Below are 16399 nucleotides of genomic sequence, written 5' to 3'. Positions count from 1 at the left end.
ATAGGTAGCAATAGGCAGGAGTCGGTCATAAACGGCCGTCGGGCGTCTACATAAACTGGGGCGATTCATTTCGCTACCTACAACTGACATTACCAGATAATGCGGCCATCTGACTCAACCCCCTTAGCGTTCTGAAGTACCTCAAAATCATACATTCCATACTTGTATTTTTTTATGATTTTGATGACGAAGCTCGCCGAGATCCGCAAGGTTCTCTCAGCTGCCTTTGGCTTGATCGCATAGTTTCTTGATGCCTCGGAGGCCACCCCACTGTAGGCGATGGCATCAATGCTAGGATTGCGCTGGAAGAGAAGGCTGGCAAGCGTTCTTGAGTGAAGATACTGTGTTTGTCGGGCTGATCTGTCCTTGAGAATTGCGGAAAGAAATGCGTCAGTGAAAACGAAGCTCTTTCCGAAATCATGGGGCATCTGATTCAGCTGCTTATTAATCAATTGCCCAACCATCTCTGAGGTCAATCCTGAGCCCCAGCGATGAACATGGGTGATCTCACCGATCATTGCACATCTCAACAATTGGTTAGGCAATTGCTCAAACGCGGCCACATGCAAGAAATCACCCGGAGAGGCTCCTACTTCTTCGAAAGTGGACATCAGGTTGGATGACAAATAGAGAACGGGGGCGTTTTTCTCATTCAGTCGGCCAGCGACAGTATATTTCAAAGGAGGGTGGTCCAGTTCACCGACGTGTTCAAAGCCTGTGTCGGTCGGGCATCTTCGAGCCCGCCAAAATGCCCGATCATATTTCATTTCGTAGTTGATCACTTGGTAATAATCGAGCAGGAAGCTCAACTTCTCTCTCACGAATTTAATGTCCGTGCTCGCCAAGATTTCCGTGGAAAGCTCTTCGAGATGGGGTAGCGAAAGCGCTTTGAATTCCATGCCTAGTGATTTCCTAATGGATCGTACAGGTTGTCGAGCCTAGCGACCGCTTTTGGCCGGTTGCAATAGTTCGGGGCATGAGGACGTTCGAGTCCCTAGGGGTGGGGCAGTATGAAAGAGATGTGAGCGATTGGCAGGACGCCAGAGAAAGGGAGGGGCTTGTACCAATTTTTGTACCAATGACCATGTAAAGCAGGTCAAAACCGGGTACTCCTGAGTAGGTAAGTGCCCGGATTCATTGACTATTAGTACTTTGCCTTACCCCTTTAGAATCGCGGTGTAATTCTGTTCCAGGGACATGAAACTACCTGTGGGATTCTACGCAAAGGGCAAGGGTACGGTGGCGGACACGGCGCTGCAAGCGTGAAGCGACAGGTTTACTCGTCGCGACCTTCCATCATGGTGCGCTTGAGCATCACATAAACCGCTCCGGCACCGCCGTGTCGGGCCTGGCACGAGGTGAAGCCGAGCACCTGGGAATGCTGGCGCAGCCAGGTGTTGACGTGGCTTTTGATCATCGGGCGCTTGCCGTCCAGGCGCACGGCTTTGCCATGGGTGACGCGCACGCAGCGGATTTCGAACTTGGTGGCTTCGGCGAGGAAGGCCCAGAGGGTTTCCCGGGCTTTTTCCACGGTCATGCCGTGCAGGTCGAGGCTGCCTTCGAAAGGGATCTGGCCGACCTTGAGCTTGCGCATCTGGCTTTCCTGCACCCCGTCACGGGCCCACATCAGCTCGTCTTCGGGGCCGACGTCGATCACGAACTGGTCGGACAGGCCGTCAACGGTGGTGGCATCGGTGCGCACGGTGGCGGCCTGGCGCAGCTTGGCGATCTGCGCGCGGTCAGCCTTGGGTTTGCCGGTTTCGGCGCGATCGTGCTTGATCGGCTTGACGCCTTGGATCGCACTTTTGAACAGGGAAAAATCGTCGTCTTGCATGTCAGCCTCCGCGAAGGGCGGCCAGTTTACCCAAGTCGGGGCTTGAGCCATAACAATTGAGGCCCGTCAGCAGGCGGGCCTTTGCATCAATCGTGTTTTTTCATCAGGTGCGGCGACATGTTCAGTTCCCGTGATTGCCGCGCGCGACGACGGCAGCGGCGCCACAACCATACGCCCAGGTATAAAACGAACAGCCCGACAACCAGGATGATCGTCGAGCCCAGGGGGCTTGCATTCAGTTCGCCGAGTGCGGGCGGGCGGCCGAGCAGGCTGGCAGCGCCGGCCATCGCCAGCAGCACGCCGCAGGTGGCCAGCAGCGCAGCAAACGCGGCGCCAAAACGAAAACGCCAGTTGCTCTGGCCTTTGGGGCGCAGGCGCCGAGCGTCAAAACCATCGGATAACTTCATTCCGACCTTCCTCAATGGGTATCGGCCCTTCGACCGGGAGTTGACCGGGATGTTCCTGAGGCTAAGACAATTACAGCAAACGAGAGGCTTTTGCGGATGAGCGGCGATATGCACCGCTCGTCAGGCATCGGTCAAATCAGTTCGTGAGTCAGGGCGAGGGTGGCGAAGTTGTCCGCCATGATCGCCATTTCTGTCTGCTGCACGTGTTCGGCGCTGAGGACTGTGCCCTTGTAGGGCAGGTCGCGGGTGGCACAGGCGTCTTCGACGAGGGTGCAGCGAAAGCCCAGGTTCTTCGCCGCGCGCACGGTGGTGCTGACGCTGGAATGGCTCATGAAGCCGCATACGATCAGGTCCAGCGAGCCCAGATTCTGCAGGCGCTCCAGCAGTTCGGTGCCGTGAAACGCGCTTGGCAGCAATTTGCCAATAATGGTTTCGTCTGCAAGGGGCTCCAGGCCCGGAATGAATTCACCGCGCTCGCCCTGGGGGTCAAACAGCCCACCCACGGTGCCAAGGTGGCGCACATGCACGATCGGCCGGCCGGCGGCGCGGGCAGCGCTTACCAGTTGCTTGATGTTCGCGACGGCAGCATCCATGCCGTTCAGGGCCAGGGGACCACTGAGGTATTCCTTCTGGGCATCGATGATGACAAGGGTCGCATGACTCAGATTGGCTGCTGCATAACCGCGGCCGCTGAGTTGAAACATCGTTTTTGGAACGGACATTCTGGGGCTCCTTCGGGTGGGGCTTTTGCGACATTGTCCTCTGGCTGAGCGCTTCTGTGAATCGCTACCATCGCAGATGCCGTCTTTACTGGCTTGCAGCCTTGTCAATACTCACAATTTGTTCATTGACCTGGCATAAAAACAGAAAAGTCCTACATTTGCCGGGATGTTTTTACGGCGTCGTCGCAGGGCGTTTTGGCTGGTAGAATCGCCAGTCGTTTTTTCAGAGAGTTTGCCCCCGTGATCACTTCCCGACTTCGTACCCTGCGCGACCATATCCGTTGGGCCGTCAGCCGCTTCCATGGGGAGGATCTGTTCTTCGGCCATGGGACCGACAACGCCTGGGACGAAGCTCGTCAACTGGTGTTGGGTGCATTGCACCTGCCGTGGGAAATGGCGGACAGCTACCTCGACTGCAACCTGGAAGATGACGAGTTGGTCAACCTCCAGCGGTTGCTCAAACGGCGCATCGAAGAACGTATTCCCACTGCCTATTTGCTCGGTGAGGCCTGGTTCTGCGGCATGTCGTTCATCGTGGACGAACGCGTGCTGATCCCGCGCTCGCCGATTGGCGAGCTGATCGAAAAACGTTTCGAACCATGGCTGGGCAGCGAGCCTGCACGAATCCTCGACCTGTGCACCGGTTCCGGCTGCATTGGCATTGCCTGCGCCTACGAATTCCAGAACGCCGAGGTAGTGCTGGCTGATTTGTCCTTCGAAGCGCTGGAAGTGGCCAACCAGAACATCGAGCGCCATGGCGTCGATGAGCGCGTGTACACGGTGCAGGGCGATGGGTTCGATGGGTTGCCAGGGCAGCGCTTTGACCTGATCGTGTCGAACCCGCCTTATGTCGATGCCGAAGATTTTGCCGACATGCCGGACGAGTACCAGCATGAGCCGGAACTCGGCCTGGCCTGCGGCGACGATGGCTTGAACCTGGTGCGCCGCATGCTCGCGCAAGCCGGTGAGCATTTGACCGAGAAGGGGTTGCTGATTGTCGAAGTAGGTAACAGCCAGGTGCACGTCGAGGCGTTGTACCCGGAAGTCGATTTCGCCTGGCTGGACTTCGAGCGCGGTGGACACGGGGTGTTCATGTTGACGGCGCAGCAGTGCCGGGAGCATCAGGCGCTATTCGCGTCCCGCGTCTGACCCGAGGACGCCATCGCTGGCAAGCCAGGCTCCCACAGGTTTTTGTGTCGCTCAGCCAGTATCGGAGCGACAGGAAAACCTGAGGACGCCATCGCTGGCAAGCCAGGCTCCCGGGTTTTTGTGTCGCTCAGTCATTATCGGAGCGACGGGAATCCTGTGGGAGCCTGGCTTGCCAGCGATGGCGGCACCACAGCCCCCAAGCCCTACCTGTGCGTAGCAATCCAGATCAACAACCCCGCCTGAAACACCGCAAATGCCACCAGGCATGAGATGGTAAAGCGCAGCGCCGTGTCCTCGCGCCGGTACTTGCTGACCTTTTCCTCGTGTTGCTTGAGTTTGACCTCCTGCTCGGCCAGGTTCTGCTCGGCCTGCTGGAGCATCTGCGCCGCCTCGAGAATTTCCACCACCTGCACCTTCTCGCTGTTCCACTGCGCCTTCAGGTCGCCGACCGGCACCTCCTTGACGCTGCCCTTGAGATGCTGGGCATCGGCATAGACCACTTCAAAACCGTGCCCCTTGAGGAAGTCATCACGACGCAGGCGGGTGTCTTCGTTCAGCGCGTCCTTGTTATTGAGATCGCGGCCGTTGACCTTGTACCCGGGCCAGCGTTGCTTCAGCCAGGTGATGCCGTGGGTCGCCATGAAGCGACCGACGCCACGATTCATCGGTTCTATCTGCAAGCCGCTGTCGGGGCCGAAGTGCACGCTTTTGTCCTGGTGATCGACCCACACATCCAGCAGGTTCTGCTCCTTGCGCACTCGCTGGCCGGGCAGGGTGATGCTCATGCGCATCAGGCTGCGTTCCTTGTCATGACGTTCGGCGTAGCCGAATTCGACAAAGCGCAGCGGTCGTCCGCCGGTGTTGCGATCAGTCTGCAGGGGGGCCAGGCGCAGCATCTGGCGATGCTCGGCGTGCACGTCCGCCCACGGCAGCTCGACCGCTGGGGGCGCGTCCTGTTCAGCTGCGGTGGCGGGTGAAGTCGGGGTGTCAGTCATAACGGCAAGGTCCTGTCCAAGCTCGGCGTGTCGCCAGGCTTAATGCTGGCGACACCGGCTTATCGGCCGTTTTCTGCAGGACTGGAGGGTCAATAGCGCTTAGCTGGCACGAAGTCCGTCAATAAACCCGATGATGCGTGAGCCCAGCTCCGCGGCTAGCGGCAAATTCGGATCCTTGTAAGACGCCAACTGGCGCTTCACGTCGTTGGGTACGATGCGCATCACGTGGTTCATGCCTTCGATCAGTGCCAGTTCGGCGTCCGGCTTGGCCGCCTTGAGCAGCTTGGCGTCACCGACGCCGACCTGGATGTCGTTACTGCCCTGGATGATCAGCGCCGGCATCGCCAGCTTGGCGAACGCCGCTGCCGGATCCTGGCGAAACAGTGAGATCAGGTACGGCTGCACGCTCGGGCGGAAAATCACCTGCAGTTGCGGCGGCACGTTGTCGTCGGTGTGGCCGGCCTTGAGGCTGTCGAGCAATTCGTTGGCGCGCAACATCAAGGGCGCAGGCAGACGGTTGCTCAATTGCTGGCGCAGTACCTGGTCAATTGGCCGGGCGCTGCCGGACATGGAAATCACCGCCGCGGCATCAACATCGGGCGCGGCGAGGCTGGCGATCAAGGCACCTTCGCTGTGCCCCAGCAGAATCAACTGGCCGAATCGCGGGTCGGCCTTGAGCTTGCGCCCCCACGCCTGGGCGTCGGACACGTAGCCCTCCACTGACAGATTGCGCTCGTCCGGGGTGGCGGGCAGGCTCGCGGCAACGCCGCGCTTGTCGTAGCGCACGCTGGCGATGTTGTGTTTGGCCAGCACCCAGGCCAGGCGCTTGAGGCTGTCGTTGCGCCCGCCGTCGGGGTTGTTGCCGTCGCGATCGGTCGGGCCGGAGCCGGAAATGATCAGCACCACGGGCACGGGGGTGTCGGACTTTGGCAACAACAACGAACCAAACAGTTCGCCGCTGCCGGTGTCCAGCGAGATGGGACGTTGCAGGACAGTGGCCTGCACAAATCCGGTAAACAAGGTAAGGCTCAAGGCTAGAACTCGCAGCATCATCACGCCATCATTCACAAAGGTGCCGGTTGGACTCGCGGGCACCCATAAGGTTCGAGGATGAACTACTTGGGTAGCCTGCGTATACTGGCGCGCATTACGTATTCACGTTCAATTCACGGAGCGTCCTGCATGTCCGGCAATACCTACGGCAAGCTGTTCACTGTCACCACCGCTGGCGAAAGCCATGGTCCGGCGTTGGTCGCCATTGTCGACGGCTGCCCGCCGGGCCTGGAAATCTCCCTGGAGGATTTGCAGCGCGACCTCGATCGCCGCAAACCCGGCACCAGCCGTCACACCACGCAACGTCAGGAAGCCGATGAGGTGGAAATCCTTTCTGGCGTGTTCGAAGGCCGCACCACCGGGTGTGCGATCGGCCTGTTGATTCGCAACACCGACCAGAAGTCCAAGGACTACTCGGCGATCAAGGATCTGTTCCGTCCCGCCCACGCCGACTACACCTACCACCACAAATACGGCGAGCGCGATTACCGCGGTGGCGGTCGCAGTTCTGCCCGTGAAACCGCGATGCGCGTGGCGGCCGGCGCGATCGCGAAAAAATACCTGGCGACCCAGGGTATCGTCATTCGGGGCTACATGAGCCAGCTGGGCCCGATCGAGATCCCGTTCAAGACCTGGGATTCGGTGGAAGACAACGCCTTTTTCAGCCCGGACCCGGACAAGGTGCCGGAGCTGGAGGCCTACATGGACCAGTTGCGCCGCGATCAGGATTCGGTCGGCGCGAAGATCACCGTGGTTGCTGAAGGGGTGATGCCAGGCCTGGGCGAGCCGATTTTCGACCGTCTCGACGCCGAGCTGGCCCATGCGCTGATGAGCATCAACGCGGTCAAGGGTGTGGAAATCGGCGCCGGCTTCGCCAGCGTCGCCCAGCGTGGCACCGAACACCGCGACGAGATGACCCCCGAAGGTTTCCTCAGCAATAACGCCGGGGGCATTTTGGGCGGCATTTCCTCCGGCCAGCCGATCGTTGCGCACCTGGCGTTGAAGCCGACGTCCAGCATTACCACGCCAGGCCGTTCGATCGACGTCCACGGCAACCCGGCGGATGTAATTACCAAGGGCCGTCATGACCCGTGCGTGGGCATCCGCGCCACGCCGATTGCCGAAGCGATGATGGCCATCGTGCTGATGGATCACCTGCTGCGCCACCGTGGGCAGAATGCCGATGTGCGAGTGAGCACGCCGGTGCTGGGTCAGCTTTAATGGCTGGCCTCATGGCCGCTGCTGTCTGATGACGACAGCGGCACTCCCGTACTGGCGGCTTTCCAGTTTCTATCTGTTCTATTTCGCCTTGCTCGGTTCGACGGCGCCGTTCCTGGCGCTGTACTTCGATCACCTGGGGTTTTCCAGCGCGCGCATCGGCGAGCTGGTGGCCATCCCGATGCTGATGCGGTGCGTGGCGCCCAATATCTGGGGCTGGCTGGGCGACTACAGCGGCCGGCGCCTGGCGATCGTGCGCTTTGGTGCGGTCTGCACGCTGCTTTCGTTCTCGCTTATTTTCGTCAGCAAGACCTACGCCTGGCTGGCCATGGTCATGGCCTCGCACGCGTTCTTCTGGCACGCGGTGCTGCCGCAGTTCGAAGTCATTACCCTGGCGCACTTGAAAGGCCAGACCTCGCGCTACAGCCAGGTCCGGTTGTGGGGCTCCATCGGTTTTATCATCACCGTCGTTGCGCTGGGGCGCTTGTTCGAGTGGCTGAGCCTGGACATTTATCCGTTGGCGCTGGTGCTGATCATGGCCGGGATCGTGATCAGCAGCCTGTGGGTGCCCAATGCCGAGCCGGTGCAGAGCGAGCGGATCGCCGGCGACGGTTTTCTGCAACAGCTGCGCAGCCCGGGCGTCCTGGCGTTTTACGCCTGCGTGGGCCTGATGCAACTGAGCCATGGCCCGTATTACACCTTCCTCACCCTGCACCTTGAGCAGTTGGGCTACAGCCGTGGCCTGATCGGCATGCTCTGGGCATTGGGGGTGGTGGCCGAAGTCCTGATGTTCCTGGGCATGAGCAAGATCCTTGCGCGGTTCTCCGTGCGCCGGGTGCTGTTGGCGAGTTTTCTGCTGGCGGCGCTGCGCTGGGTGCTGCTGGGCTCGTTCGCCGAATATGTGTGGGTGCTGCTGTTTGCCCAGGTGCTGCACGCGGCCACCTTCGGCAGTTTTCATGCCGCTGCCATCCAATTCGTGCAACGTAGTTTCGGTGCGCGCCAGCAAGGGCAGGGCCAGGCGTTGTACGCAGCCCTGGCTGGCACTGGCGGCGCATTGGGTGCGCTGTACTCCGGCTACAGCTGGAATGCCCTCGGGGCCACGTTCACCTTTAGTATCGCCAGTCTCGCAGCCTTCGCCGCTGCCGTTATCATAGCCACACGCATGCAAGAGGACCGGCCATGAGCCTTACCCGTGAACACCTCGCCCAGGAAATCATCGATGCCGGGCGTTTTCTTTATGGCCGCGGCTGGTCGCCGGCCACCAGCAGCAACTATTCGACCCGTCTGTCGCCCACCGAGGCGCTGCTGACTGTGTCCGGCAAGCACAAAGGCCAGTTGAGCCTGAACGATGTGCTGGCCACCGACCTGTCGGGCAACAGCCTGGAACCGGGCAAGAAACCCTCCGCCGAAACCCTGCTACACACCCAGCTCTACAGCTGGCGCGCGGACATCGGCGCGGTGCTGCACACCCATTCGGTGAACGCCACGGTGCTGTCGCGCCTGACGCCGCAAGCCTTCATCGAGTTCGAAGATTACGAATTGCAAAAAGCCTTCAGTGGCGTATCGACCCACGAATCCCGGGTGCGCGTGCCTGTCTTCGACAATGACCAGGACATTGCGCGCCTCGCCGCCAAGGTTCAGCCTTGGCTGGAGGCGCACCCTGATTGCGTGGGATACCTGATTCGCGGCCACGGCCTCTACACCTGGGGCGCGCGCATGAGCGACGCGTTGCGGCAGATCGAGGCCTTCGAATTTTTGTTTGAGTGCGAGTTGAAGATGCGCTCGCTCTCCAACCGTAACGCATGAACCGTTAAGGAGTTGCCCTGATGAGCAGCCTGTCCGTTTACCACGTCTCAAGCCCTGACATTCCGAACAAGGTGCTGACCCATTTCGAAGACATCGCTTCGACCCTGGCCGAGCAGGGCGTGCGCTTCGACCGCTGGCAAGCGGCGGCGAAGATCCAGCCCGGCGCCAGCCAGGAAGAAGTGATCGCGGCGTACCAGGAGCAGATCGACAAGCTGATGACCGAACGAGGCTACGTGACGGTCGATGTTATCAGCCTCAACAGCGATCACCCGCAGAAGGCCGAATTGCGCGCCAAGTTCCTCGACGAACACCGGCATGGCGAAGACGAAGTACGCTTTTTCGTCGCCGGCCGCGGGTTGTTTACCCTGCACATCGACGATTACGTCTACGCCGTGCTGTGCGAGAAGAACGACCTGATCTCGGTGCCGGCCGGTACCGCGCATTGGTTCGACATGGGCGAACATCCGCACTTCGTGGCAATCCGCCTGTTCAATAACCCTGAAGGCTGGGTGGCCAACTTCACCGGCGAAGACATCGCCAATCGCTTCCCGCGACTCGAGGACTGAGCCGATGCCGATCAAAGCAATCCTCACCGACATCGAAGGTACCACCAGCGCCGTGAGCTTTGTGTTCGACGTGCTGTTTCCCTATGCGGCCAGGCACCTGCCGGATTTCGTACGGCAACAGGCCGGGCGCGCCGATGTGGCCGAGCAATTGGATGCAGTGCGCCAGGACAGCCATGAGCCGCAGGCGGATGTCGAGCGTGTCATCGAGATACTCCTGGGCTGGATTGCCGAAGACCGCAAGGCCACGCCGTTGAAGGCGTTGCAAGGGATGGTCTGGGAGCAGGGGTACAAGGCAGGGCAGTTGCAGGGGCATGTGTACCCGGATGCTGTTGAAGCGCTCAAGACGTGGCATCAGGCGGGTTTTCAACTTTTTGTTTATTCGTCAGGCTCGATTCAGGCCCAGAAGCTGATTTTCGGCTGCTCGGAGGCAGGGGATTTGTCGCCGTTATTCAGCGGTTACTTCGATACGACCTCGGGGCCAAAGCGTGAGGCGCAGTCTTATCAGCGCATCACCCAGGCGATTGGCCTTGAAGCGGCGCAAATTCTGTTTCTGTCGGATATCGTCGAGGAACTGGACGCGGCGCGAGAAGCCGGCATGGCCACCTGCGGCCTGGCACGTGAAGGCGGGACGCTGACTGGTCACGTGACTGTCGACAGCTTCGCGAGCATCGATCCGACCAGATACTAAACAGTCTCCGGATAGACTATTGCCTGTAGGAGCGAGCTCGCTCGCGATGGTCGTCAACGATGACGCGGCAAGCCTGAGTGGCCAAGGCGCCTGGTAGTTTTTCGCGAGCAAGCTCGCTCCTACAGGGCGCGTCTAAGGAGTCAGGCAGGGGCGTGTTTAGCCTTACAAACACCAGAAACAACTCAGGCCGTGAAGCGAAAGCTCTCACGGCCTGTCTGTTTGCAGCCCAGCAACAATTTACGCCGAATGATAAGTCGGCAGAGCGAACCGTTGCTGGCTTTGCAGCATCGAAATCTGTGGCAACTCGCTGGCTTGCTCAGCCAGGTCACGACGGATCGCGCTGATCACCCAGGACAATTGGTCGCCAGCATGCAGTTGCTGGTAGGAAATCGAGCGTTTGAAGACTTTGCCTTCCTGACTGCGCAGTGTCAGCAGGATGCCGCCGTCGGGGCGTGGCTGAGTGTTCACTTCGAAGTTGGAGAACAGGGAGGTAAATTTTTCTTGGATCAGGCTCATGTCTATCAGCTCCGTTAGCACTTGATTGGCAAGCATGGAGAGGTAGTTGCACCCTTTGTGCCAGCATTTGAAAATAATAAAATCCTTATAAATCAATAAGATAAAAAATCAGCCAATTTTTGCTTTCGTGCAATCTGCATGAAAGGCCATCGTGCATCCTGCATTTTGCGAGATTCGTGCGGTTTCAATGGAACCAATCGCCAAAACCGGGCTCACGTTGTCGCCGGTCTGTTATGCGGATACAAAACATTGCAAAAACTGCGTGTACAGCCCCTGAATCACTCACGTACTTTCGGCCACCACCCGACAATAAAAAGATCGAACGGGAGTAACGATGAGCCGCGCGCTGAACGACACGATTACCTGGGGCATGATGCTGCGCAAACTGCCCACCATCGCCAAGGCCCTGCCACGAGTGGTCCGGGGCATGAAAGCTGCCAACGTCAAGGATCCAACCCAGTCCTGTGGCCTGGGCTGGAGCTTCGAGCAAGCGACGTTGCGCAATCCCGACGGCCCGGCATTGCTTCAGGGCGATGTGCTCCTGACCTACGCCCAGGTGAACGAGTGGGCCAATCGCATGGCCCACCATTTGAGCGGGCAGGGCATCCGCAAGGGTGATGTGGTGGCGGTGTTCATCGAGAATCGTCCGGAACTGCTGGTGACTATCCTGGCGGTGGCCAAGGCGGGTGCGATCAGCGCGCTGCTTAATACTTCGCAAACCCGTGACACCCTGGTGCACAGCCTGAACCTGGTAGCGCCTGCGGCGATCATTGTCGGCGAAGAACTGGTGCCGGCGTTCTCCGCTGTTCGCGAGCGCGTGGCGCTGGAGCCCGCCCGCACCTGGTTCGTAGCGGATCAGGACACCTGGCGGCACCCGGGCATTGCGCCCGATGGTTTCATCAACCTGATGGCGGCCATCGCCGACAGCCCAAGCGCAAACCCGGTGACCAGCCAGCAGGTATTCTGCGACGATCCCTGCTTCTACATCTACACCTCAGGCACCACCGGGTTACCCAAGGCCGGGGTGTTCAAGCACGGTCGCTGGATGCGCAGCTCCGCCAGTTTTGGCACGATCGCGCTGAACATGGGCCCGGACGATATCGTCTACTGCACCCTGCCGCTGTACCACGCCACCGGGCTGTGTGTGTGCTGGGGCTCGGCCATCAGTGGCGCCTCAGGTTTCGCCATTCGCCGCAAGTTCAGCGCCAGCCAGTTCTGGAATGATGTGCGCAAATACCGTGCGACCACCCTCGGCTACGTCGGTGAACTGTGTCGCTACCTGGTCGATCAGCCGCCCACTGCCCAAGACAGCCAGCACCGGGTCACCAAGATGATCGGCAACGGCCTGCGCCCCGGCGCCTGGGCTGAATTCAAGACTCGCTTTGCGGTGCCGCACATCTGCGAGCTGTACGCTGCCAGTGACGGCAATATCGGCTTCACCAACGTTCTCAACTTCGACAACACCGTAGGTTTTTCTCTGATGTCCTGGGAGCTGGCTGCCTACGACCACGACAGTGGCCAGCCTCTGCGTGACGCCAAGGGGTTCATGCGCAAGGTTGCCAAAGGCGAGCAAGGGTTGCTGCTGGCGAAAATCGACGACAAGGCGCCACTGGATGGCTACACCGACGCGCAGAAGACCGCAAAGGTGGTGCTGCACGACGTGTTTGAAAAGGGCGACCGTTACTTCAATACCGGCGACCTGTTGCGCAACATCGGCTTCGGTCACGCCCAGTTTGTCGATCGACTGGGCGATACCTATCGCTGGAAAGGCGAGAACGTCTCGACCACCGAGGTGGAAAACATCCTGCTGCAGCATCCGAATATTTCCGAGGCGGTGGCCTACGGGGTGGAAATACACAACACCAATGGCCGTGCCGGCATGGCCGCGATCACCCCGGCCGAATCCCTGGCGACCCTGGATTTCAGTGAGCTGCTGGCATTCGCCCGCGAACAGATGCCCGCGTATGCCGTACCGTTGTTCCTGCGGGTGAAGGTGAAAATGGAAACCACCGGCACCTTCAAGTACCAGAAGACCCGCCTCAAGGACGAAGGGTTTGACCCCGGTAAAACCGGCGACGATCCCATCTATGCCTGGTTGCCGGGAACTCACACCTATGTGCAGGTGACTGAACAGGTGCTGGCCGAGATTCATGATGGCAAACACCGTTATTGAATCTGGCTATGACCCTTGATCAGAAAAAAGAAGTGACAGTCTCCAGGCTGCTCGGGAAACTGTCGCCCTTTGCACTTACACAGAAAGTGGAGCCACCATGTCAGACCAAAGCCGCCAGATGACCCCCGAAGAAGCTGCTGAATTCGCCGAACAGGTATTCAACAAGGCGCGCGAGGGCGATGCGGCCATGATGGCCGCATTGCTGTCCAAAGGCCTGCCGCCGAACTTGCGCAACCACAAGGGTGACACCCTGTTGATGCTTGCGGCCTACCATGGCCATGTCGACACGGTGAAAGTGCTGCTCGAGCACAAGGCCGACCCGGAAATCCGCAACGACAATGGCCAGAGCCCGATTGCCGGCGCCGCGTTCAAGGGCGATCTGGCCGTGGTCAGCGCGTTGGTCGACGGTGGCGCGCAAGTCGAAGGCTCATCCTTCGACGGCCGTACCGCGCTGATGATGGCGGCCATGTTCAACCGAGTTGCCATCGTCGACTATCTAATCAGCAAAGGCGCTGATCCGAAGGCCAAGGATGCCAATGGCGTATCGGCGCTGGATGCTGCGAAGACGATGGGCGCAGTGGACACCACGGCGCAGCTGGAGAAGTTGCTGAGCTAATGGCTCAAGCCGGTCGAAAAACCCGTGGCGAGCAAGCCAGCTCGCCACGGGGGCTGTGACAGATTCCAGTTACATTCAGTAAACCCAGACCTCAACCCGCCGATTCCTGATCCGTCGCTCATCCGCGCTGTTCGCCGCCACGGGCATCTGCGCGCCAAAACCGCGGATCTCGCGCAGCACCACACCGCGCTTGGCCAGCTCCCGCCGCACCGCCATGGCCCGCAGCTTCGACAACAGGTCGGCGCGTGCCGGGTCGGTCTTGGCATCGCCAAATCCCACCAGTGTCACCTGCCGATCGGCCTTGTCGCGCTGTTTTATGTAATCCAGCACCCGCGACAAGTCCTGGCGCGCCTTGTTGTCCAGAGTGGCGCTGCCTTCTTCAAAGCGAAAATTCACGGTCAGGCGCTGCGCATGTCGGCTGAGGGTTTGATACTCCTCTGGCATCAACGCATTGGGTATCACCGACATGGCCTGGACGGTCTGCGCGATAAACCCGTTGGCTGCGACAATCTCCTGGCCCTGGCTGCCCTGGGCGAATTTCACCAACGCTTGTGCCCAGGGATTGTTGCCCTTGGGCGGCAGGTAAAGGAACAGTCGACGTGACAGCGGATAGTCTTCGGTGGCGATCAGATTGTTCAGTGGCAGCATCGCCTGGGAGGCACCGTCGGCAATCGCCACGGCTCTGGCCTGGCGCACGTAAGGCAAACCGATAAACCCGATCCCTTGAGGGTCCTGGCTGACGGCGTCCGACAATTGCTCGCTGGACTCGAAGCGTTGTGCGCTGGTGCTCAGGGTTTTCCCACGACCGTTGAGGACCAGTTCCTTCAAAGTGTCGTAGGTTCCGGAGTGATCATCTCGCGCATACAGATGGATCGTCCCGCCGCTGCCACCGACTTCTTCCCACGTCCGGATGTCACCACTGAAGATGCGCGCCAGTTGATCGGTAGTCAGTTGTTTCAGCGGATTGTCTGGATGCAGGATGATCGCCAGGCCGTCGATCGCAATGACCTGCTCGGCGCCGGCACTCTTCAGGTCGCCCAGGGATTGCAGGCTGGCGAGTTCGCTGTCCTTGATTGGGCGCGAGGCGGCGGCGAGGTCGGCAGAGGCGCTATGCAGCGCAGTGAAGCCGGTGCTGGAACCGTGCGCGGCGATCTCGACCTCCACCCGACGCCCCTCGGCGGTTTCGCCGACGACGCGCACTTCGTTGGTCTTGCCTGGCGCTTCGCGATGAACCTTGAGCACACCTTGTTCGCGCAGTAGCCCTTCGACCAGCGCCGGGCCCAAGGCTGCGCCGATGGTGTTGGAACCCTGGATGCGCAATACCGGGCCGTGCTCGGGCAGGGGTAACGCAACCGCCAGCGCCGATACGGGCGTGACAATGCCCAGCAGCAACAGGAACAATACGCGCAGCGGCATGCTGGCACCCTACAAGAGCAAAGGAAGTGCCCGCAGATTAAGTCAGTAGGGTTTCACAAAGATGACAGCTCAAAAGATCGCAGCGTACGCAGGAGCTGTGCAGGAGCTGCGTGGGAGCTGTGTAGGAGCTGTGTAGGAGCTGTCGAGTGAAACGAGGCTGCGATCTTTTAAATATCAACTCAACTCAACTCAACTCAAGCCAGATCGGCGCATGATCCGACGGTTTTTCCATCCCGCGCAATTCATAGTCCACACCCGCATCCTTCACCCGTGGCAACAAGCCATGGGACGCCATGATCAGGTCGATCCGCAGCCCCCGCTTGGGTTCATCTTCAAAGCCACGGCTACGGTAATCGAACCAGCTGAAGCGATCAGCCACGTCCGGGTTCAGGTGCCGGAAGCTGTCCACCAGCCCCCAATTCTTCAACCGCGCCATCCACTCACGCTCTTCCGGCAGGAAGCTGCACTTGCCGGTCTTCAACCAGCGCTTCATGTTGTCCGGCCCGATGCCGATGTCGCAGTCTTCCGGGGAGATGTTGACGTCACCCATGACTACAACCGGCTGCTCATTGCTGAACTGACTTTCCAGCAGATGCTGCAAGTCATTGTAGAAGCGTTCCTTGGCCGGGAACTTGGTCGGGTGATCGCGGCTTTCACCTTGTGGGAAGTAGCCGTTCATGATCGTCACCGGCACGCCGTTGGCATCAGCGAACTTGCCCCAGATGAATCGGCGCTGGGCGTCTTCGTCATCGGTGGCGAAACCTTTGTGCAGCTCCAGGGGTTCCTGGCGAGAGAGCAGGGCCACACCGTAGTGGCCTTTTTGCCCATGGAAATACACGTGGTACCCCAGCGCTTGCACGTCGGCCAGCGGGAACTGGTCATCGTGGACCTTGGTTTCCTGCAGCCCGATCACGTCGGGCTGATGCTTCTCAATTAGCGCCGCCAGCTGATGCGGGCGAGCACGCAGCCCGTTGATGTTGAAGGAGACGATCTTCATGGTCGGCAGTCCTGGCGCAAAAGGGCGATGCTAACTGACATGCCTTCCAGGGGCCAGCCGTTGGTGTGTTTTCGGCTGTACTTGTCCATCCTGCGGCTCGCGGGGCGGCGAGCCCCGCGCACACCTGCGATCCACTTGGTCTATACCTTGTTAGACCCAGCGCACCTGCTGTTTTCAAACCAGCAAGGAACTGTGCCCGCACCCAGAGGCTCGTACCAACAAGAGCGCCGCCATTTTGAGCGG

17 protein-coding genes are annotated in these 16399 nt (G+C 59.8%); 8 read left to right on the top strand and 9 right to left on the bottom strand.

All coding sequences use genetic code 11. The features are described from left to right. Positions 1-89: 89 nt before the first annotated feature. From EQV97_RS13890 to EQV97_RS13875, 4 genes are all read right to left on the bottom strand, one after another. Entirely contained in the window at positions 90-899 is an 810-nt protein-coding gene (locus EQV97_RS13890) for an RES domain-containing protein (protein WP_240889089.1), read from the bottom strand. Between the two features lie 377 nt (positions 900-1276). After that, positions 1277-1834 carry a Smr/MutS family protein gene (locus EQV97_RS13885; RefSeq protein ID WP_122839286.1) on the bottom strand — a complete coding sequence of 186 codons (558 nt, stop codon included), beginning with the start codon at positions 1832-1834 and terminating at the stop codon, positions 1277-1279. 86 nt (positions 1835-1920) lie between these two features. Beyond that, entirely contained in the window at positions 1921-2241 is a 321-nt protein-coding gene (locus EQV97_RS13880; RefSeq protein WP_122839285.1) for a hypothetical protein, read from the bottom strand. A 131-nt stretch (positions 2242-2372) separates the two neighbouring features. Next, complete coding sequence (locus tag EQV97_RS13875; protein WP_045059152.1) at positions 2373-2963, bottom strand: cysteine hydrolase family protein; 591 nt, start codon at positions 2961-2963, stop codon at positions 2373-2375. Between the two features lie 240 nt (positions 2964-3203). On the opposite strand from EQV97_RS13875, the gene prmB reads away from it, so the two are divergent. Further along, positions 3204-4112: a 50S ribosomal protein L3 N(5)-glutamine methyltransferase gene (prmB, locus tag EQV97_RS13870; protein WP_122839283.1), complete on the top strand. Its 909-nt coding sequence runs from the start codon at positions 3204-3206 to the stop codon at positions 4110-4112. Positions 4113-4315: 203 nt separating this feature from the next. Here the strand turns inward: prmB and EQV97_RS13865 are convergent, their stop codons facing one another. Together EQV97_RS13865 and EQV97_RS13860 are read right to left on the bottom strand one after the other, a co-directional pair. After that, positions 4316-5107, bottom strand: coding sequence for a hypothetical protein (locus EQV97_RS13865; protein ID WP_240889088.1), 792 nt, complete (start codon positions 5105-5107; stop codon positions 4316-4318). A gap of 99 nt (positions 5108-5206) precedes the next feature. After that, positions 5207-6160, bottom strand: coding sequence for an alpha/beta fold hydrolase (locus EQV97_RS13860; RefSeq protein WP_122839281.1), 954 nt, complete (start codon positions 6158-6160; stop codon positions 5207-5209). A gap of 129 nt (positions 6161-6289) precedes the next feature. Between EQV97_RS13860 and aroC the strand changes: the two genes are divergently transcribed. Genes aroC through mtnC form a run of 5 tightly spaced genes read left to right on the top strand, consistent with a single transcriptional unit; the run spans position 6290 to position 10438 of the window. Next, a complete protein-coding gene (aroC, locus tag EQV97_RS13855; RefSeq protein ID WP_225568617.1) occupies positions 6290-7381 on the top strand; it encodes a chorismate synthase in 1092 nt (363 codons plus the stop codon). Between the two features lie 28 nt (positions 7382-7409). Further along, positions 7410-8561: an MFS transporter gene (locus EQV97_RS13850; protein ID WP_240889087.1), complete on the top strand. Its 1152-nt coding sequence runs from the start codon at positions 7410-7412 to the stop codon at positions 8559-8561. Then, the gene (locus tag EQV97_RS13845) at positions 8558-9184 is read left to right on the top strand and encodes a methylthioribulose 1-phosphate dehydratase (RefSeq protein ID WP_122839279.1); all 627 of its coding nucleotides are present in this window, start codon (positions 8558-8560) and stop codon (positions 9182-9184) included. Before EQV97_RS13850 ends, EQV97_RS13845 begins: the two co-directional genes overlap by 4 nt. Positions 9185-9204: 20 nt before the next feature. After that, entirely contained in the window at positions 9205-9750 is a 546-nt protein-coding gene (locus tag EQV97_RS13840; protein WP_122839278.1) for an acireductone dioxygenase, read from the top strand. A gap of 4 nt (positions 9751-9754) precedes the next feature. Beyond that, on the top strand, positions 9755-10438 hold the full coding sequence (mtnC, locus tag EQV97_RS13835; RefSeq protein WP_240889086.1) for an acireductone synthase: 684 nt from the start codon (positions 9755-9757) through the stop codon (positions 10436-10438). A 237-nt stretch (positions 10439-10675) separates the two neighbouring features. Here mtnC and EQV97_RS13830 read toward each other — a convergent pair whose 3' ends face one another. Continuing rightward, positions 10676-10954, bottom strand: coding sequence for a DUF3509 domain-containing protein (locus tag EQV97_RS13830; protein ID WP_045059161.1), 279 nt, complete (start codon positions 10952-10954; stop codon positions 10676-10678). A gap of 334 nt (positions 10955-11288) precedes the next feature. Between EQV97_RS13830 and EQV97_RS13825 the strand changes: the two genes are divergently transcribed. Together EQV97_RS13825 and EQV97_RS13820 are read left to right on the top strand one after the other, a co-directional pair. Further along, positions 11289-13127: a long-chain-acyl-CoA synthetase gene (locus EQV97_RS13825; RefSeq protein ID WP_240889085.1), complete on the top strand. Its 1839-nt coding sequence runs from the start codon at positions 11289-11291 to the stop codon at positions 13125-13127. Between the two features lie 97 nt (positions 13128-13224). Further along, complete coding sequence (locus EQV97_RS13820; protein WP_045059163.1) at positions 13225-13743, top strand: ankyrin repeat domain-containing protein; 519 nt, start codon at positions 13225-13227, stop codon at positions 13741-13743. A gap of 75 nt (positions 13744-13818) precedes the next feature. Here the strand turns inward: EQV97_RS13820 and EQV97_RS13815 are convergent, their stop codons facing one another. Together EQV97_RS13815 and xthA are read right to left on the bottom strand one after the other, a co-directional pair. Next, positions 13819-15159, bottom strand: coding sequence for a phosphate ABC transporter substrate-binding/OmpA family protein (locus tag EQV97_RS13815; protein WP_122839275.1), 1341 nt, complete (start codon positions 15157-15159; stop codon positions 13819-13821). Between the two features lie 184 nt (positions 15160-15343). Next, positions 15344-16156, bottom strand: a complete 813-nt coding sequence (xthA, locus tag EQV97_RS13810) for an exodeoxyribonuclease III (RefSeq protein ID WP_240889084.1) — start codon at positions 16154-16156, stop codon at positions 15344-15346. Between the last annotated feature and the right edge of the window lie 243 nt (positions 16157-16399).

It is taken from the genome of Pseudomonas sp. TMW22090 (assembly GCF_022496665.1).
GTDB classification, from domain to species: Bacteria; Pseudomonadota; Gammaproteobacteria; order Pseudomonadales; family Pseudomonadaceae; genus Aquipseudomonas; species Aquipseudomonas gregormendelii.
Note: the sequence above shows the minus strand (reverse complement) of the source record. Positions and strands in the feature narration are given on the sequence as shown.